18 protein-coding genes and 1 tRNA gene are annotated in these 19,545 nt (G+C 38.1%); 1 reads left to right on the top strand and 18 read right to left on the bottom strand.

Annotation, left to right across the window (positions count from 1 at the left end; all coding sequences use genetic code 11):
- The 8 genes from ftsY to BUA88_RS05985 all read right to left on the bottom strand — a co-directional run bounded on the left by ftsY (position 1) and on the right by BUA88_RS05985 (position 8,750).
- Complete coding sequence (ftsY, locus tag BUA88_RS05950; RefSeq protein ID WP_072914210.1) at positions 1-930, bottom strand: signal recognition particle-docking protein FtsY; 930 nt, start codon at positions 928-930, stop codon at positions 1-3.
- Between the two features lie 2 nt (positions 931-932).
- Positions 933-4,493 carry a chromosome segregation protein SMC gene (gene smc / locus BUA88_RS05955; RefSeq protein ID WP_072914214.1) on the bottom strand — a complete coding sequence of 1,187 codons (3,561 nt, stop codon included), beginning with the start codon at positions 4,491-4,493 and terminating at the stop codon, positions 933-935.
- Between the two features lie 141 nt (positions 4,494-4,634).
- Positions 4,635-5,336, bottom strand: a complete 702-nt coding sequence (rnc, locus tag BUA88_RS05960) for a ribonuclease III (protein ID WP_072914219.1) — start codon at positions 5,334-5,336, stop codon at positions 4,635-4,637.
- A gap of 60 nt (positions 5,337-5,396) precedes the next feature.
- On the bottom strand, positions 5,397-5,633 hold the full coding sequence (gene acpP / locus BUA88_RS05965) for an acyl carrier protein (RefSeq protein ID WP_015549845.1): 237 nt from the start codon (positions 5,631-5,633) through the stop codon (positions 5,397-5,399).
- Positions 5,634-5,636: 3 nt separating this feature from the next.
- A complete protein-coding gene (gene plsX, locus BUA88_RS05970) occupies positions 5,637-6,656 on the bottom strand; it encodes a phosphate acyltransferase PlsX (RefSeq protein WP_072914226.1) in 1,020 nt (339 codons plus the stop codon).
- Between the two features lie 95 nt (positions 6,657-6,751).
- Entirely contained in the window at positions 6,752-6,931 is a 180-nt protein-coding gene (gene rpmF / locus BUA88_RS05975; RefSeq protein WP_028236148.1) for a 50S ribosomal protein L32, read from the bottom strand.
- 1 nt (position 6,932) lies between these two features.
- Positions 6,933-7,463, bottom strand: a complete 531-nt coding sequence (locus BUA88_RS05980; RefSeq protein WP_072914230.1) for a YceD family protein — start codon at positions 7,461-7,463, stop codon at positions 6,933-6,935.
- Positions 7,464-7,553: 90 nt separating this feature from the next.
- On the bottom strand, positions 7,554-8,750 hold the full coding sequence (locus BUA88_RS05985; protein ID WP_072914235.1) for an acetate/propionate family kinase: 1,197 nt from the start codon (positions 8,748-8,750) through the stop codon (positions 7,554-7,556).
- A gap of 143 nt (positions 8,751-8,893) precedes the next feature.
- Here BUA88_RS05985 and BUA88_RS05990 point away from each other — a divergent pair, with 143 nt between their 5' ends.
- The gene (locus tag BUA88_RS05990) at positions 8,894-10,063 is read left to right on the top strand and encodes a tRNA(Met) cytidine acetate ligase (RefSeq protein WP_072914238.1); all 1,170 of its coding nucleotides are present in this window, start codon (positions 8,894-8,896) and stop codon (positions 10,061-10,063) included.
- Between the two features lie 35 nt (positions 10,064-10,098).
- Here BUA88_RS05990 and BUA88_RS05995 read toward each other — a convergent pair.
- The 10 genes from BUA88_RS05995 to BUA88_RS06040 all read right to left on the bottom strand — a co-directional run bounded on the left by BUA88_RS05995 (position 10,099) and on the right by BUA88_RS06040 (position 19,539).
- Positions 10,099-10,170 (bottom strand) — tRNA-Glu (locus BUA88_RS05995).
- 90 nt (positions 10,171-10,260) lie between these two features.
- Positions 10,261-11,277, bottom strand: a complete 1,017-nt coding sequence (galE, locus tag BUA88_RS06000; protein WP_072914242.1) for a UDP-glucose 4-epimerase GalE — start codon at positions 11,275-11,277, stop codon at positions 10,261-10,263.
- Positions 11,278-11,600: 323 nt separating this feature from the next.
- A complete protein-coding gene (rplT, locus tag BUA88_RS06005; RefSeq protein WP_015549854.1) occupies positions 11,601-11,960 on the bottom strand; it encodes a 50S ribosomal protein L20 in 360 nt (119 codons plus the stop codon).
- A gap of 44 nt (positions 11,961-12,004) precedes the next feature.
- A complete protein-coding gene (rpmI, locus tag BUA88_RS06010; RefSeq protein WP_015549855.1) occupies positions 12,005-12,202 on the bottom strand; it encodes a 50S ribosomal protein L35 in 198 nt (65 codons plus the stop codon).
- Positions 12,203-12,220: 18 nt separating this feature from the next.
- Positions 12,221-12,718, bottom strand: a complete 498-nt coding sequence (infC, locus tag BUA88_RS06015; RefSeq protein WP_072914247.1) for a translation initiation factor IF-3 — start codon at positions 12,716-12,718, stop codon at positions 12,221-12,223.
- A 208-nt stretch (positions 12,719-12,926) separates the two neighbouring features.
- Positions 12,927-13,742 carry a Cof-type HAD-IIB family hydrolase gene (locus BUA88_RS06020; protein WP_072914252.1) on the bottom strand — a complete coding sequence of 272 codons (816 nt, stop codon included), beginning with the start codon at positions 13,740-13,742 and terminating at the stop codon, positions 12,927-12,929.
- Positions 13,735-15,897: an RNA degradosome polyphosphate kinase gene (locus BUA88_RS06025; RefSeq protein ID WP_072914256.1), complete on the bottom strand. Its 2,163-nt coding sequence runs from the start codon at positions 15,895-15,897 to the stop codon at positions 13,735-13,737. The genes BUA88_RS06020 and BUA88_RS06025 overlap by 8 nt, the downstream gene beginning before the upstream one ends.
- 14 nt (positions 15,898-15,911) lie before the next feature.
- On the bottom strand, positions 15,912-17,327 hold the full coding sequence (locus tag BUA88_RS06030; protein ID WP_072914260.1) for a Ppx/GppA phosphatase family protein: 1,416 nt from the start codon (positions 17,325-17,327) through the stop codon (positions 15,912-15,914).
- 22 nt (positions 17,328-17,349) lie between these two features.
- A complete protein-coding gene (gene pheA / locus BUA88_RS06035) occupies positions 17,350-18,486 on the bottom strand; it encodes a prephenate dehydratase (RefSeq protein WP_072914263.1) in 1,137 nt (378 codons plus the stop codon).
- A 30-nt stretch (positions 18,487-18,516) separates the two neighbouring features.
- The gene (locus tag BUA88_RS06040) at positions 18,517-19,539 is read right to left on the bottom strand and encodes a DUF5050 domain-containing protein (RefSeq protein WP_072914267.1); all 1,023 of its coding nucleotides are present in this window, start codon (positions 19,537-19,539) and stop codon (positions 18,517-18,519) included.
- Positions 19,540-19,545 lie beyond the last annotated feature (6 nt).

A 19,545-nucleotide genomic window follows, 5' to 3' on the forward strand; every position in this document is an offset into this window, starting at 1 on the left:
TTACTGTTCAGCGTAGAACAAGGCATTAACAAATTCGTCTGCGTTGAACTTTTCTAAGTCGTCTATTGTTTCTCCAACACCAATGTATTTTACCGGTAATTTTAACTCAGATTGTATTGCAATTGCAATACCTCCTTTTGCTGTTCCATCAAGTTTTGTTAGAACAATACCAGAAATATCTGTAACCTCAGAAAATTCCTTAGCCTGAACCAGAGCATTTTGACCTGTTGTTCCATCAAGAACAATAAGTGTTTCTCTGTAAGCTTCTGGAAATTCCTTAGTGATGGTGCTATTAATCTTAGAAAGTTCATTCATAAGGTTTTTCTTATTATGTAGACGACCAGCTGTATCTACTAAAAGTACATCAATGCCACGAGCCTTTGCAGCATGAACCGCATCATAAACCACCGCTGCCGGGTCAGAACCTTCAGGCCCTCCGACGAAATCAACGTTTGCTCTATCAGCCCATTCCTTTAATTGATCTGAAGCCGCTGCTCTAAACGTATCGGCGCCAGCCACCATAACCTTCTTGCCGTTGGCCTTAAGCTTACCAGCAAGCTTTCCAATAGTAGTAGTCTTTCCTACTCCATTTACTCCAATAACAAGCACAACAGACGTCTTCTTTTCGAAGTCAAAGCTTGTCTCATCTAAAGACATCTGTTCTTTGATTTCATTAATAAGAAATTCCTTACATTCTGCAGGCTCTTTGATGTGCTCCTTCTTAACTGCATCCCTTAGATCATCAAGGATAGTTTCTGTAGTACGCACACCAATGTCGCCCATGATAAGGACTTCTTCCAATTCCTCGTAGAAATCCTCATCGATGTTTGAAAATCCATTGAAAATATAATCCATGGATTTTATAAAATTATCTCTTGTTTTTGTAAGTCCCTTAACGAGACGTTTCCAAAATGGTATTTTTTCTGTCATAACTAATCATCCAACTGTGATTCTATAAGATTTACTGAAACAAGTGCTGATACACCCTTTTCTTGCATTGTAATACCGAAAAGTCTATCAGCAGCATTCATTGTACCACGACGGTGTGTGATAACAATAAACTGAGTATTCTTTGTGAGCTTATGTAGGTAATTTGCGAACCTGTCTACATTTGCATCATCAAGAGCCGCCTCAATCTCATCAAGGAGACAGAAAGGTGATGGCTTAAGATTCTGAATCGCAAATAACAATGCAATGGCTGTAAGTGATTTCTCACCACCGGACATCTGCATCATATTGATAAGCTTCTTTCCTGGTGGCTGGGCATTAATAATAATACCTGTTTCAAGAAGATCCTCACTGTCTACAAGCTCCAACGTACCGTGACCGCCTCCAAAGAGTTCCTTGAATGCCTTGTCAAACTGTACCTGAATATCCTTAAAGCCTTCTGCAAACTGCTTTCTCATACCTTCATCAAGCTCTTCGATAATGCGAACAAGTGAAGCCTCTGCCTCAACAAGGTCATCATGCTGTCCTTTGAGGAAGTTATATCTTTCAGAAAGCTCTTTGAACTCTTCAATGGCATTTACATTAACATTACCCATTGCACGGATAGAGTTCTTTATCTTGTTAGCATCCTTCTTCATCTGATCAAGGTCATTAAGCTCAGGGTCCTTCAGCTCTTCCGCATTGTGGTAAGTAAGCTCATACTCATTCCACATGTAGTTATTCTGATAAGAAATCGAATCATTAATCTTCTCTTTCTGTGAATCAAGACGATAGATTTCCTTATCTAATTCTGAGATTCTATCTGAAATCTCCTGACGCTGCTCGAAGAAATTCTTGTGAGAATTATTAAGATTCTCACGCTTCTCAACAGTTTCTTTGATTTCAGTTTCAAGCTGCCCAAATGAATCATCAGACGCAGAAATAGTAGCCTTAATCTCTTCTATGCGCTTTGTATTAGTCTCAATCTCTTCCTTAGAAGATTTTGCATTTTCCTTGATAGTAGCAATATCATTGTCACACTTTTCAATTTCAGATGTGACACGATCGATATTCTGCTGAACGAAATCTACATTGCTTCTGGCATTAGCCTCTTCGATGAGGACCTCAGACATTGTTCTGTTAACAGATGTCTCCATGTAAGTCTTCTCGTCTACTTCATCAGAAAGCTTCTGAATCTCAGCCTTAAGCTCAGCTTCTTTATCCTCAGATTCTTTCTTTTCGAAGTCAATCTCCTTCTTGCCAGCAGCAATTTCAGTAAGCTGTGCCTCAAGCTCTTCACTTTCCTTTGAAAGGCCTTCATAAGCTGTAAGACTTTCCTTCTTCTGCTCGTTAGCACGGTCTAAGCCAAGCTTAGCTGTATTAAGTGCAATAGCTGCTTCATTTAGCTTTGCTGTATTATCCTCTCTGTCAGATTCAAGCAGGCCTGCGGCTGCCTCAATATCATCAGCACGCTTCTTTAAATCATCCATTTCCTTAGAGAGAACATCAAGCTTCTCCTCAAGCTCCTCGATTTCACGGTTTCTTCCAAGAAGATTTGATTTATTCTTGAAATGTCCACCTGTCATGGAACCACCTGGAGCAAGATACTCTCCATCTACAGTAACTATATGAATGCTGTAATTATTCTTCTTTGCAAGTGCGATAGCTGAGTCAATGTTATCTGTAACAACTACTCTTCCAAGCAAGTAAGCTACAACGCCATCGAATTTGCTGTCACATGTGACAAGCTCAGATGCAAGACCAAGCACTCCCTTTTCATTAAGTACCTCAGTCTTTTTGAAATTGCCACGTCCATCTACCGATGTAAGTGGAAGGAATGTGGCTCTACCAAGCTTATTATCCTTAAGGAAACGAATAAGCTCCTTAGCACAAGCCTCATCAGCTGTAACAATATTCTGAATGTTTCCACCAAGAGCTGTCTCGATGGCCATCTCGTATTTTTTTTCAACATGGATTAGATCAGATACAACACCTTCGATGCCTTTGATCTTACCCTTCTGTTCCATAACCTTACGAGTAGAATTTCCATAACCCTCGTAACGCTCAGCAATATTTTTAACAGACTCGAGACGTGTCTGAACTCTGGCAAACTCATCCTTCTTGGCCTGTAAATCAGCAAAATTCTTTCGATTTTTCTCTTTCCATTCTGCAGCTTTTTCAGAAAGCTCTTTATCCTTATCCTGAAGCTCTAAGAGAAGGCTCTGGGCATTTTTAAATTCTTCTTCTGCAACTGCTACAGCAGAATCAAGATCCTCCTCGCGAGTCTTTCTCTCTAAAAGTCGCTGAGTAAGCTTTGCCTTACGGATATTTGTCTGCTCAAGCATTGTCTCAAGACGCTGCTCCTTAGACTTAATAGAAGCTCTGTTATTAAGAAGCTCCATAATAGCCTTGTTGTTAGCATCGATCTTCTCGTTATTTGCAACGATTGCATTCTGTAAATCAGAATAGCTACTTTTAACAGAATTAAGACGTTCTACGGCTTCTTCTAATGTCTTATCAAGAGATTCTTTTTCAGATTTAAAGCCAGTAAGCTGTTCTTCCTTATCCTTCTTATCAGCTTCAATTTCTGCAACACGAGCTGAAAGACTTTCGTCTGTAGCATTAGCTGAACGAATCTTTTCCTCTAAAAGAGCAATCTCATTTTCAAGCTTTCCTTTAAGAAGTGTTGAATCAGACTGCTGTTGCTTTAAGCTTTCAATCTTTTCATCAAGCTCCGTGATTTCCTGTTCTAAGGCATCATATTTAACACGAATATCTTCCTGTGAAGACTTGCTTGCTTCTAACTGCTCTTGTGCAATCTTTGAATTCTTTTCAACCTCTTCAAGATTTGTGTTGAGCCTGTCAACCTCTAAAAGGAATGCATTAACATCAAGCTTTTTCAAGTCCTCTTTTAACTTAAGGTATTTTTTAGCATCCTCTGACTGCTTTTCAAGTGGCCCGATTCTTCGTTCCTGCTCAGATAAAATATCATTTACACGGACTAAGTTTTCACGCTCGTTTTCGAGCTTCTTAACAGATGCTGCTTTTCTCTTTTTATATTTAACGATACCAACAGCTTCATCAAAAAGCTCACGTCTATCTTCTGGCTTACCAGAAAGAATCTTTTCAATCTGACCCTGTCCGATAATAGAGTAACCTTCCTTACCTACACCAGTATCATAGAAAAGCTCAGCAACGTCTTTAAGACGGCAAGGTGTACCATTTAAAAGATACTCACTCTCACCTGAACGATATACTCGTCTTGCAATTGTAACCTCTTCATAATCTACCGGAAGCACATGGTCAGAATTGTCCATGGTAAGTGCAACATAAGCGTATGAAAGCGGCTTTCTTGCTTCTGTACCGGCAAAGATAACGTCCTGCATAGAAGCACCACGAAGCTGCTTTGCAGACTGTTCACCAAGAACCCATCTAACTGCGTCAGCAACGTTTGATTTTCCGGAACCGTTAGGACCAACGATGCCGGTGATTCCATTATGGAATTCAAACTTCATCTTATGCGCAAAAGACTTGAATCCATATAATTCTATACTTTTTAAATACATTTTTTTCTCCCTGAAATTTTTCTCTACTCCCCAGTTAAATCCGCTGGTTACGATCTCAATCCTGAGATATTGCTTTCGTCGACTAACACGTCTCCTACAGCAACACTCAGAGATTGATATCTACCAGCTCATCTATTCATTCTAGATTATTTTAATAGAATCTTCCTTATGAAGACGCATTAATCCCTCATACGCAGCTTCCTGTTCGGCGGCTTTTTTTGTGCTGCCGACGCCGGTGCCTAAGGTACGGCTACCAACCATAGCACGAACCTCAAACTGCTTTGCATGATCTGGACCTGATTCAGAAAGAAGCTCATATGTGAGGGCTTCCTTGAAATTAGCCTGCACAACCTCCTGTAAACGGGTCTTGCTATCATAGAACAGCTGCTTGTGTTCAATATCATTTAATACAAATCGATGGATGTATTTAGATGCAGGCTCCATACCACCATCTAAAAAGATGGCACCGATAGTAGCCTCGAAGGCATCTGACAAGATAGATTTTCTATTTCGTCCACCTGTCATGTCTTCACCCTTAGAAAGAAGAACGTAATCACCAAGATTAATCTCCTTACAGATATAAGCAAGGGTAGGCTCACAAACAATGCTGGCTCTAAGCCTTGAAAGCTTCCCCTCATTTAAATCGGTGTAATTTAGATACAAAAACTCACTCGATACAATCTCAAGCACAGCATCACCAAGAAACTCAAGTCTCTCATTATCAGAGAGCTTTTTCATGTGATGCTCGTTAGCATATGAGCTGTGTGTAAGCGCCTGACGTAATAAGCTTTCGTCTCTAAACTCATATCCGATTGTCTTTTGAAACTCTTTTAAATCTTTCAAAATAACACCTCCTGAGTTTAAAATGGTGTCCAGCTCAGCTGGACACCAGCACTAATTAAATTATTTCTCTGCAACAGTCTTCTTGATGAGCTCTACAGCATCACCAACAGTAGAAAGTTTCTCAGCTGCATCTGTGTCAACTTCGATGTTAAGCTTCTCCTCAACGCCCATAATAATCTGGAATACATCAAGGGAATCAGCACCTAAATCATCAACAAATGTTGTTTCAGGCTTAATCTCAGCTGTATCTACATTTAATACCTCTGCAATAATCTCCTTAAGTAAATCGAATTCCATGTTCTAGTCCTCCTTTTTATCTATAACTATATTATTCTGAATATGCTCGTTTATTTTCTGTTCTTTGAAAGTAAGACACTGGAAAATAGTGTTCTTTACCTCGCCAGCTTTTGCACTTCCATGAGTCTTAACTACAAGCCCCTTTAAACCAAGAAGTGGCGCACCGCCGTACTCTGTAGCATCAAAACTCTTTAAAGTCTTTTTAAGTGCTGGAAGGGCAAGTGCTGCACCAATCTTAGAGCGAAGTGTACTCATAAGACCACCCTTAATAACAGAAACAAGTGTGCCAGCCAATCCCTCATAAAGCTTTAAAATAACATTTCCAACAAAACCATCGCAAACAATAACATCTGCATAGCCATTTGGAATTTCTCTGGCTTCTATACTACCAATGAAATTAATATCTTTGCATTCCTTTAATAATGGCATTGTCTCTTTTACAAGAGCATTACCTTTTTCCTCTTCAGCGCCAACATTTACGATAGCTACGCGAGGGTTTTTAATACCAACTACCTTTTCCATATAGATACTACCCATCTTCGCAAACTGTACAAGATGACTAGCTCTACAGTCAACATTAGCTCCAGAATCTGCAAGAAGTGCAACGCCAGTCTTGACTGGGAAAAGTGCACCGAATGGAGCTCTTTCAATACCACGAATACGGCCAACAATACCTAAACCACCTGTAAGTAATGCGCCTGAATTTCCTGCCGAAACAAATGCTTCTGCTTCCCCGTCCTTTACAAGATGAAGGCCTACTACCATAGAAGAATCCTTCTTGCGCTTAATAGCCATTACTGGATGCTCTGCTGTCTCGATAACCTCAGTGGCATTTTTTATTTCTATCTGTTCTGCTGGATACTGATATGACTGCAATTCAGCCTTTATTACATCTTCCTTTCCAACAAGAATGACTTTAACTTCTTTATTAAGATTTACTGCATCTACTGCACCTTTTACCATCTCTGAAGGAGCGTTATCTCCGCCCATGGCATCAAGTGCTACTACTGTGTAATCGCCCATAACAATCCCTTTCTTACATACTGTTAAAAGTATACTTGAAATGACTCCAAAAAGAAAGCCCCTCGCATAAAACGAGGGGCGATTCAATACGTGAATTAATCAACTGTAATGATTTCTTTTTTGTTGTATGAACCACAGTTCTTGCAAACTCTGTGTGGTACCATAAGCTCGCCGCACTTGCTGCACTTAACAAGAGTAGGGTTGCTCATCTTCCAATTTGCTCTTCTTTTATCTCTTCTTCCCTTAGAAGATTTGTTCTTTGGACAAATAGACATGCTATTTCACCTCCTTAAAGCTATTAAAGACATCTAAAAATTGTGCCATTCTAGGATCTAAAACTGTATCATCGCAGCCACAGGCTTCAATGTTACGATTCTTTCCGCAAACAGGGCAAATACCCTTGCAGTCATCCTGGCACAATATCTTTGCCGGGAAATTCACTAAGATCTCGTTTAAAATCAGTTCATCTACAAGAATGTCCTCACCATCAATGAACGAGTAAGGACCAAGCTCCTCATCAGGAACCACCTCTCCATCAGTGACCTGTATGGTCTCATCAACAGAAACAGGAACCTTAAAAGTTACTTCTGTTAAGCATCTGTCACACGCTCCTGAAATAGTACTTTCAGTATCAAATGTGATATGAAGCTTACCATTTCCAATCATAGATAAAACTACTTCAAATGGCTCTATGTGATTGATAGAAAACTCACTGCCAAGATAAGAAAAATCTTTTATATCGCATGATCCTGCGAACTTCTTACTTGCATCAGTTAATGAAGTAATATCCTTAATAGAAATCTTCATAAATATCTCCTATCCACACTTTGTCAATTATACATAGCAGAAATATAGTTGTCAAACATTTTCTGCAAAATTTATGACGTAATTTAATAATTATTTTCCAGATACGATAGCTGCTGTATCTCTAGCAATCATAACCTCTTCATTTGTAGGGATAACGAATACCTTAACCTTTGAAGAATCTGAAGAAATAAGCTTATCCTCTGAAGGACCATCATTTCTTGAAGCATCAAGCTCAACGCCCATGAATCCAAGGTGATCACATACTGCCTGACGAAGGCCTGCATTGTTCTCTCCAAGACCTGCTGTGAAGCAAATCATATCTACACCGTTCATAGCAGCTGCATAAGCACCTACATACTTAGCGATACGATAAGCAATCATATCCATAGCAAGCTTTGCTCTCTTATTGCCTTCGCCTGAAGCAGCAATAAGATCTCTGAAATCTGATGAAATACCAGAAATACCAAGAGCACCTGACTCCTTATTAAGAACGTTCATAACGCCTGCAAAATCAAGACCTTCCTTCTTAGCCATATATTCAACAGCTGAAGGATCGATATCACCTGAACGAGTACCCATTACAAGACCCTCAAGTGGAGAAAGACCCATTGATGTATCAACAGACTTTCCATTTAATACAGCACAGCAAGATGCACCGTTACCGATATGGCAAACGATAATCTTAGAGTTGTTAATATCAGCGTTTGCAAACTCGCAAACTCTCTTCGATACATAGCTGTGTGATGTGCCGTGGAAACCATAACGACGAACACCATACTGCTCATAATACTTATAAGGTACTGCGTACATATAAGCTTCCTGTGGCATTGTCTGATGGAAGGCTGTATCAAATACACCTACCTGTGGCTTACCTGGCATAAGCTCACGACATGCGTTAATACCAATAATATTTGCTGGGTTGTGAAGTGGAGCGAGATCGTTGCACTCCTCTACAACCTTAATCATTTCATCTGTAATAAGTGCAGAAGCAGCAAACTTCTCACCACCGTGTACGACTCTGTGTCCTACAGCATCAATCTCATCAAGTGATGCAATAGCACCTGTCTTAGCATTTGTGATTGCATCAATAACAGCTGCAACAGCTTCCTTGTGTGTAGGCATAGGAATGTCTGTGATTTCTTTATCAAGACCTTCCTTCTGGTATACGATACGTCCGTCGATACCAATTCTCTCGCAAAGTCCCTTGCAAAGTACCTGTTCGCTCTCTGAATCAATAACCTGATACTTAAGAGATGAACTACCACAGTTGATAACTAAAATCTTCATAATAGCTATTTCCTTTCTTATATAAATTTTTCTTTCTTTAAATACTGTTTTTCGCAACTATAATATTATAGCATTTAAATTTGTCTTCTCAACCCCAATTTAATGTATAATAAGTGAAGAAAAAGTTTTTTCGGAGGAACAAAATGGTAGTAGGAATTGTTGCAGAATATAACCCATTTCACAATGGTCATAAATATCAAATCGATTATGCAAAAAACACCCTTGGTGCAGACACCGTAATTGTAGCTATGTCTGGATTTTTTACTCAGCGCGGCGAAATAGCCTGCTTTGATAAATACACTCGCGCTGAGGCAGCTTTATTTTCAGGTGCAGATATTGTCCTTGAAATACCAACAATTTTTGCAACTTCTTCGGCAAAGGAATTTGCGGCTGCAGGCGTGCAATTGTTAGCCTCTACCGGAATAGTAGACACCATTTTGTTTGGTGCAGAATCAGATGATACAAATTTATTTAAAGAGTCCGCAAAGAAGCTAATAGAATTAGAAAACTCCGGAGAATTAGATAAAGAAATTAATACTGCTATCTCTGCCGGAGAAAGCTATGCCACGGCACGATCAAAGGCTCTTGAAAAACATGTTTCATCAGACCTTATTTCTAGCCCAAATAACATACTAGGATTAGAATACTGTCGTTATATATCCGAAAACAAGCTTCCTCTCAATATTGCAATAATCAAAAGGCAGGGGAATGATTATAACGAAACAGCTCTAACTGGTGAAATAAGTTCCGCGTCAGCAATTCGAACCCATATATCCGAAACAGGACTTGTTGTAGCCATTCCAGAAAACACAAAAGTCATTTACAAAAAATCAACTCCTGTGGGTTGTAATGATATCTCTTCTATTCTTCACTATAAGTTAATATCAGATGCAGAATACGAAAAATACTTAGACTGTTCTTCAGACTTAGCAGACAGAATCAGAAACAACCTAAAAGATTATGTTTCTTTTACCCAGTTTTGTAATTTATTAAAAACCAAGAATATCGCATACTCACGAATTAGCAGAGTACTATGCCATATCCTCCTCAATATATCTCAAAAGGATTTTGATAAAGCAAAATCCCAGGGTTATATCAATTATTTAAGATTGCTTGGATTTAGTAAAAATGGATCAAATTATCTTGGAGAAATAAAAGAAAAAGCTTCTTGTCCTTTAGTTACAAGTCCTACCGAAGAAATAGATTGCCATGATGTATTTGCAGCAGATTTATACAGAATCGTTTTAACAAATAAAACAGGAAAAACTTATCCAACCGAATATACTAGAAAATTTGATTTGGTAAATATATAACAAAAAAGCACTCAGAATTCTGAGTGCTTTTTTCGCAGTTCCTAGCGGAATCGAACCGCTGTTTTCGCCGTGAGAGGGCGACGTCTTAACCGCTTGACCAAGGAACCATATTGTCTGTCGCAAGGCTTGTTGCCTCAGCGACAAGACATATAATACTATGTAGATTGACTTATGTCAACACTTTTTTAATTTATTTTTTAGTCTGCGTATCCATTAGGATTATTCTTCTGCCATCTCCAAGAATCTGCACACATTTCCTTGATACCGTACTCTGCTGTCCAGCCAAGCTCCTCCTTAGCCTTAGTAGCATCAGAATAGCATGTAGCAATATCACCAGCACGACGTGGCTTGATTGTATAAGGAATCTTGATGTCGTTAGCTTCCTCAAAATTCTTTACAATATCAAGAACTGAGTAACCTACACCTGTACCAAGGTTGTAAATCTTAAGACCTGCATTCTCCTCAATCTTCTTGAGAGCCTTAACATGACCCTTGGCAAGATCAACAACGTGGATGTAATCACGTACGCCAGTACCATCTGGAGTATCATAATCATTACCAAATACACCAAGCTCTGGAAGCTTGCCAACAGCAACCTGAGTGATGTAAGGCATAAGGTTGTTTGGAATGCCATTTGGGTTCTCTCCCATTGTTCCTGATGGATGTGCTCCAATTGGATTAAAGTAACGAAGGAGAACTACATTCCACTCTGGATCAGCCTTCTGCATATCTGAAAGAATCTGCTCAAGCATAGACTTTGTCCAACCGTATGGGTTAGTACACTGTCCCTTAGGGCAGTTCTCTGTGATAGGTATCTCAGCTGGATCTCCGTAAACTGTAGCTGATGAAGAGAAAATAATATTCTTGCAACCGTGCTGACGCATAACATCAACAAGTGTAAGTGTACCTGCAATATTATTCTCATAGTATTCCCAAGGCTTAGCAACAGATTCACCTACAGCCTTAAGGCCTGCAAAATGAATACATGAATCAAGCTGCTCCTTCTCGAATACCTCGTTTAATCTATCTCTATTTAAGATATCTCCCTTATAAAACTTTACTGGCTTACCTGTAATAGCCTCTACTCTCTCTAAAGACTTCTCTGAAGCGTTTGAAAGATTATCATAAACTACAACGTCATAACCCGCCTGCTGGAGCTCTACGCAAGTGTGGCTACCAATAAAGCCTGCTCCACCTGTAACTAAAATTGCCATAATATTTATCCTCCTTCAGTTAAACATTAAAATTTTAACTAGATAAAAGCATAACAGAAACATATATATAAGAAAAGGGGCATTTTTATATATAAAAACTTAAATAAATGAGAATTACTTGTGATATTGGACAAAAAATCAATAGTGTCTTTATATAAAATCACAAATATTATCTAGCCCAACAAAAAAACAGCCATCCAGGATTGTCTTCGGCAAAGCGGGAAGACGCAGTCATTATAATCACCTTCGGTGATGAGACTGCGTCGTGGCAAACAAAAAACACTCAATTGGACAAATCCAATTGAGTGTTTTTAATTTGCATGTTAGGCAGCAACCTTTTCCTTTGCTACTTCAACGAGCTTTGCAAATCCTTCTGCATCGTTAACAGCGAGCTCTGCGAGCATCTTTCTGTTCATCTCAACACCTGCAAGCTTAAGACCGTACATGAACTTAGAATATGAAAGTCCATTGATACGAGCTGCAGCATTGATACGAGCGATCCAAAGCTGTCTAAACTGTCTCTTCTTCTGCTTTCTACCAGCATATGAAGATGTAAGGGCACGCATAACTGACTGCTTTGCAACACGATACTGCTTGCTTCTAGCGCCTCTGTAACCCTTTGCTAACTTTAATGTTCTATTATGTCTTTTCTTAGCGTTTAATCCGCCTTTAACTCTTGCCATTTTAAATTCCTCCTAACCAAATAAATAACTGTTCCAACTCAATCTTAGAGATATGGAAGTACTTTCTTCATGTTCTTTACGTTTGTAGCATCTACAATTGTAGCGTGACGAAGATTTCTCTTGTTCTTTGTTGTCTTCTTGGTTAAGATGTGACGCTTGTAAGCCTTATTTCTCTTAAGCTTTCCTGTTCCTGTTACCTTAAAGCGCTTTGCAGCTGCTCTTCTTGTCTTCATCTTTGGCATGATAATTTTCCTCCTGTATTACGATTTCTTTTCTGTAAGCACCAGGCTCATAGAACGGCCTTCAATCTTTGGTGCCTTTTCCACTACTGCAACATCAGAAAGTGCCTCAGCAAAATCATCAAGGATGTGCTTACTAGACTGCATGTGAGCCATCTCACGACCGCGGAAACGAAGTGTTACCTTCACCTTATCGCCCTTAGAGATGAATTTCTTTGCTGCATTTACCTTAGTGTTCATATCATTAGCATCGATGTTTGGAGACATACGAATCTCTTTAACCTCAACAACGTGCTGCTTTTTCTTGGCTTCCTTCTCACGGCGTGCCTGCTCATAACGGTATTTTCCGTAATCTACGATCTTGCACACTGGTGGATTTGCCTTTGGTGAAATCTTAACGAGATCTAAGCCCTCGTCATCTGCAAGCTTCTGAGCTTCCTTTGCTGACATAATGCCAAGCTGTTCCCCATCGGAGCTGATTACACGAACTTCCTTATCGCGAATCTGCTCATTAATCATTAAATCGCTAATGGTACTACCTCCAATAAATAAAAAAAATAGTGGATACAGAATATCCACCATAAATCATCACAAACAAGGTTTGTGTGAAATATAAACCCGAGTCACCAGACATTGAGTGCTAAGGTGAGAGTGGATACTCTACTTTGTTTTCACAACATAGGTAATTTAACATAGAAATCCAATGTCGTCAACAGTTTCTTTGATATTAAATAAAAAATTTATAAATAACTTCAGCAACACCACTGTGATTATTATCATTTTCAGTCACATAATCGGCTACCGCTTTAAGTTCTTCTCTTCCGTTTGCCATAGAAACACCTACTCCAGCAACCTCTACCATGCTAATATCATTTCTCTCATCACCAACTGCAACGACATCAGAAATGGAAATATTCAAACGTTCAGCAAGCTTTTTAACTCCATCACCTTTTCCTGAACCTTTCTTTACATATTCAAGGAAAGCATAATGTGAGAAAAAGCTCTCAAATCTGTCATCATAAACATCAGCATGATTATCCTTAAAAGCCTGGAGATTTTCAGGATGATCATAATCTATAGCAATAAGCTTTGTTATATTCTTGCCTTTTAGCTCATCTACACTAGAAAGATAAACAAGCTGTTCTCCTGATAATTTCTTATAGCTTTCAATAAACCAGTTATCATTGAATGTATAAATATGTGAAGCATCAAATGTTACCACGGTGAAACCACATCTCAGTACTTCTGTGATAACTTCAATTGCATCACTGTCAGCCATACAGTCACTGAATAGTACTTCATCACTGTTCATCTCAGTACCGATAATTCCCTGGTGCCCGAGGATATATACATCATCTCTTTTGAACTCATCATATACAGATAATATTTCTTTTAATGCGTGATTTGGTCTGCCAGTGTTAAACGCAAACGCATGACCAGCATCTAAAAGTTTTGTAATAGCTTCAAGATTCTCCTTTGAAATAGTTTTGTCATCATTAAAAAGTGTACCGTCCATATCAACGGCTAATAATTTCTTACTCATCAAAAACCTCATTAGCCAGAATTGGTATAAATGTCCTTTTCTTAAAGAAATCTATATCTGGCTCATTACTTCTTTTAGCTTCTTTACAGAAGGTGTCCTGTGCACCAACTGGCTTTTTACCTCTGGAAGGTTTAATTCTAACATAGGAACCATCTTCTGTCATCTCATAAGCTTTAAGAGTATCACCAAGTTGAACATCAAGAATATGCTTAACCTGTGATTTCAAAATTGCATCTTCTACCGGAAACATAATCTCTACACGACGGTCAAGATTTCTAGGCATCCAGTCGGCACTTCCCATGTAGATATCTTCCAAACCATTATTATAAAAATAAAAGATTCTGGCATGCTCCAGATAAGTACCAACTATTGAAGATACATGAATATTTTCACTTACACCAGGAATTCCTGTTCTAAGACAGCATATACCTCTGATAATAAGATGAATTTTTACACCAGCATTGCTTGCCTCATAGAGCTTTTCAATAATCCCCTTGTCACAAAGAGAATTCATTTTAGCAATAATTACAGCTTCTCTTCCGTCTTTTGCATTATTTATTTCCCTGTCAATAAGATTTATAAATGTATCTCTGAGCCATAAAGGTGCAAGAACCAGCTTATTCCAGCTTGCAGGCTCAGAATAACCTGAAAGCATATTAAATACAGCTGTAGCATCCTCACCATAGGATTCACGGCAGGTTAACATTCCACAGTCAGTATAAAGCTTTGCTGTAGAATCATTATAGTTGCCAGTTCCAAGATGCACATATCTTCTGATACCGTCTTCCTCACGACGGACAACAAGAGCAATCTTACAATGAGTTTTCAATCCAACAAGTCCGTAGATTACATGGCATCCAGCTTTCTCAAGTTTCTTTGCCCAAATAATATTATTCTCTTCATCAAATCTGGCCTTTAGCTCAACAAGTACTGTTACCTGTTTTCCATTTTCGGCTGCATGGGCCAGACTGGCAATGATCGGCGAATTACCACTTACACGATAAAGAGTCTGCTTTATGGCAAGTACCTGTGGATCAAATGCCGCCTGAGCAATAAAATCTACCACAGGATCAAAGGTTTGATAAGGATGATGTAAAAGTATATCGCCCTTTTTTATTTCATCAAAAATCTTATCCCCCGCTCTAAGTCTAGGATTATCCTGTGGTTTAAATACAGGAAGTCGAAGTTCACTGTGCCCTTCAATTCCATAAAGCTTCATAAGAAAAGTAAGGTCTATAGGGCCATTTATTTTATATATATCAATCTCATTAACGCCAAGATTCTTTTTTAGAATAGCAAGAAGCTTTTTATTAATAGAAGCCTCCACCTCCAGGCGAATAACTTCGCCCCATTGGCGTGACTTAATCTGCTTTTCAATCTCGAGGAGCAAATCCTCAGCACCCTCCTCATCAATAGAGAAATCGGCATTCCTCATAATTCGATATGGAGAAGCTGCGACCACATTATAGTTAAGGAAAAGCTTATCCATATTTCGCTCAATAATCTGCTCTAATAGAATAAAACAGTCATGAGATTTTTCATCAGATGGAAGCATGACAAATCGTGGTAGAACAGATGGAACCTGAACTGTAGCGAACTCCACATCATCTCCTTCTGCTCCTGCACCAACAGAATCCTTTTTCTTTTCAATTAGTGCGGCAATGTTCAGAGTCTTATTTCTGATAAGAGGAAACGGACGCGATGCATCAAATGCCATAGGTGTAAGAACAGGATAAACCTGACGCATAAAGAATGAATCTACGTATTTAAGTTGTTCCTGACTTAAATCTTCGTATTTTTTATAAATTATAATCCCTTTATCCTTAAGAATAGGTAAAAGAGATTTGTTAAATGTATTATATTGAAAATCAACAAGCTCTCTGGTCTTTTCATTAATAGCAATGAGCTGTTCTGTAGGAGTCATTCCAGCAATATCAGGTTTGGTATAGCCAGCATGCTCCATATCCTTAAGGGACGCAACACGGACCATAAAGAATTCATCAAGATTTGACGAAGTAATGCTGACAAATTTTAAGCGCTCTAAAATAGGCAACTCTTTATTGGTTGCTTCATTCAAAACTCTTCTCTCAAATTTGAGCCAGCTAAGCTCACGATTATCATAGTATTTTGGGTCTGAAATATTTATCTTCGCCATAGCTCCTCCTAGAACTACTTATTCTCTTTAAGCACAGGTTTTATTGAAAAAATCTCCTGGAAGAAATCTGCATTCTTTTTAAATAAGCCCTTTTCTAACGCCAATGAACTGTTAGCTTCAATAGAAATCACAAGTTCTTTATCTTTGACTCTAATTGAAACATTTTTTATCTTTTGCTTATGGGAACGATCAAGTGCATTTGCCACCTTAAGCATAGCAAGCAGCTTTAAAATCAAAAGATATTCTTCTGTAGTAAATCTGTCCGACAGATTCTCATAAGGTTCTACTGGCTTTCTATTAAAAGCAACTGTAGTGGCTATAATCTCTCTTTCTTTATGACTAAGTCCAAGAATTTCTGATGACATAATTATCGTATAGGAACAATCAGAAGCCTCTGCAAGAGAAATATATTTGCCGCAGTCGTGTAAAATCGCTATGCATTGCATAATTACCCTTTGGCGCTTTCCAAGACCGTGATACTTTTTCATGGCATCAAAAATCTCACCTGATAATTTAAACAATGCTTTAAGATGAGGCTGATAACTATCATATCTTTTAGCTATAGACCATGCAGCAGTAATAATGTCATTGTCAAAATCATGTGTTGCAACAAGCCATTTTTTATCGTAACAAAAATGATATGCCATGCCATCACATACAGAAACACCCGGTGCCACCACGTTCTTCGGATTTAATGTTTCAGCCAACGTCTTTACAATATAATCTTCAACCTTTGTAAGTTGACTTGATAATCCTATTACATTATCAATGGCATTACCTATCTGACTTCCAAGCAAAATCATATATTTAGGCTGTATATCACGAAGGAACATCGTTTTAAAGACTTCCAATTCCTTATATACCATCTCATATATCTGGTCTAAGGATGAAACAACAATTCCTATCTTTTTAATGTTTTCACTAAGGGAAACTGTACCCATAGAAAGATGCTGGGTAGTGATTATCTTTCCTTTTGAAAATAAAGTAATCTGAAGTGAAACGCCACCAATGTCTACAAGAACAGCTGAATCGCTAATAAGTTCTTCGAAATCATCTGTAGCAGCAACGGCCTGATAGCCAAGAAATCTCTGTTCTGAATTAGAAATAACCTTAACGGAAAAACCAGTCTGAACCTTGACCTGTTCCAAAACAATCAAAGAATTATCCGCCTGTCGGATATTAGGACCTGCAACAACAGAAAAGCTATCCACCTTGTATCCCTCAATAGCTCTGCGCATATCATTTAAAACTCGACAAAGCTTATCTATAGTTTCAGGCAGAATACGACCATAGTTCAATACATCTCTTATAATGTCAGACTGAGCCTTTATAGTATCTATGGTCTTTATCTTTTTCTGCTGTTTACCTATTTCAAAGATTTTCATTGTGGTCTCATAGGACCCAATGTAAATACTTGCAAATAGCTTCATAACAAACCCCTTATAAATTATATTAGTAATTTCCGAGCACTCTAAGACTCACACATTCTTCTTTGAGCCCAGTTAATGCATTTCTAACAGCCTCGTCATTAAGATTACCATCAATATCAATGAAGAATCTGTACTGCCAATTAACCCCTTTAATTGGACGAGATTCAATTCTATTCATATTAATTCCATTGAACATGAGGTTTGAAAGAATTCTGTACAGACTTCCTGGCTTATGAGAAATCTCAAGGCAAAGACTAATCTTGTCAGCATTCTTTCGGTATTTTTTATCTTTCGAAACAATAACAAAACGTGTCTCGTTATTTTTATCATCCTGAATAGCTTCCTCTAAAATCTCTAAATCATAGAGGAATGCATTATATGTACTTCCGATAGCAGCCTGAGTGATATCTCCATCATCATGAATCTTTTGAGCACTCATCGCTGTGTTTCTAAGGTTCTTTACATCCCAATCTATATGTTGGGTACGAATATATTCATCACACTGAGCAATAGCCTTTGGATGGGAATAAACTGTTTTTATATCAGAAATTTTAGCGCCCTTAACTCCAAGAAGTGCATGGTCAACCTTTAAAATCTGTTCACCAATTATGGCCACATTGTACTCTGAAAGCAAATCAAAATTCTCTTCTATAGAACCAGCAAGGCTATTCTCGATAGGAAGTACAGCATAATCAGCTTCACCTCTGCTAATAGCCTCCATTGCATCGCGCCACAAATCAACATGAAAACTGCTTTTCATTTCATCGTCAAAGAATGCAAGCATTGCTAGCTGTGAATATGCCCCCTGAACACCTTGGAAACAAACAGTTGCTTCCGAAAAATCAAAATCGTCTACCTGCTGAAATCCACTATCGAAATTAATTCCATTAGCTCTAAGAATAGAAAACTGCTTCTTACGACTTATAGACATTATTTGAGTATATAATTCTTTTACCGCCTGCTGACTAAATCCATCATCAACGTAGGAAGAAAGCTTTTCTAACTTTTCATCCTCTCTGACCTTATCATATACCTTTTTTCCTGTAGCTATCTTGTATTCAGCCACCTGACAAGCTAACTCCATTCGGTGTGTAAAAAGCTTTAAAATCTCCTTGTCTACCTGGTCAATCTCTACTCTAATGTCATTTAAGTCTCTCATGTTGCTCCTTCATTTGTGCTAAGTTGTCTGTCAATCATCTAGTGGTAAAATAGGTGGTTCAAATTTTGAAACTCCATTACCACGAACTGGGCAATGATATATATCACCTGAAAAATAATCAGCAAAATAGACGTATTTACTTGTAATATTAATATTATTAAATTGGCCTTCTGCTAATAATTCTTCAGCTCCAGTTGCCATATCTACCCTATATAAGCCGTCAGGATTTCCCTTCATGCTTTGATAGTATAAATATACTCCATCAATATTGTAACTTTGAGCAGGATAAGACGTGAGTACAGTCTTATCTGTGCTACCAAGAGTAGCTTTGCAAATTCTATGTTTGCTATCCAAGTCAATAAAATACAAATCACTTTTGTTTATTATAGGCATCCATAAGTTAAACTCTGAAGCATATGCAATATCTTTAGAATGAATATTCATGCTGTGAAGATTATGATCGTTTTCCACTCCAGAAAAGTATAATCTCTCACCAACCATACATCTAGGATCAATCGCAAGTTTACTTAACTGCTGTCCTTCGGTGGCATCAATTTTAACTGAGTTAAGAGTAAATGTTGTCAAATCTTCATCATATTTCAAATAAACAATATTATTTCCTGCTAATGAACATGCACTAGAATCAGCCTCATCCAAAATAATCACTTTATTATTTTTTTTAGTCAAACGGCATAAACTGTTAATATTAACGTTTAAAAAACCAAATTGAGAGTTATCTCTATTTTGCTGACGACTGTAGTAAACATAATGAGAATCTGCATTAAGAAAATAAACACTATCATTTGCAACAATCTCTATATCTGACTCATCTGGATTCATTTTATAAATCCTGTTGTAGTCTGTAGGATTGGCAAAGTAAACAACACCATCAGTCTCGCAGAATAAACCATTACCATAGAGATTTCCAATGGTATTACCATTTACATCAGTATCATTAAAGTAAGTAATACTATTAATATACTTGTAATAAGCAGCTCCTGCAATTATTCCAACTGCAACTATAGCGATAATGATTCGTCTGACTATCTTCATTCTACT

It is taken from the genome of Pseudobutyrivibrio xylanivorans DSM 14809, from assembly GCF_900141825.1.
In the GTDB taxonomy this organism is placed as follows: Bacteria; Bacillota; Clostridia; order Lachnospirales; family Lachnospiraceae; genus Pseudobutyrivibrio; species Pseudobutyrivibrio xylanivorans.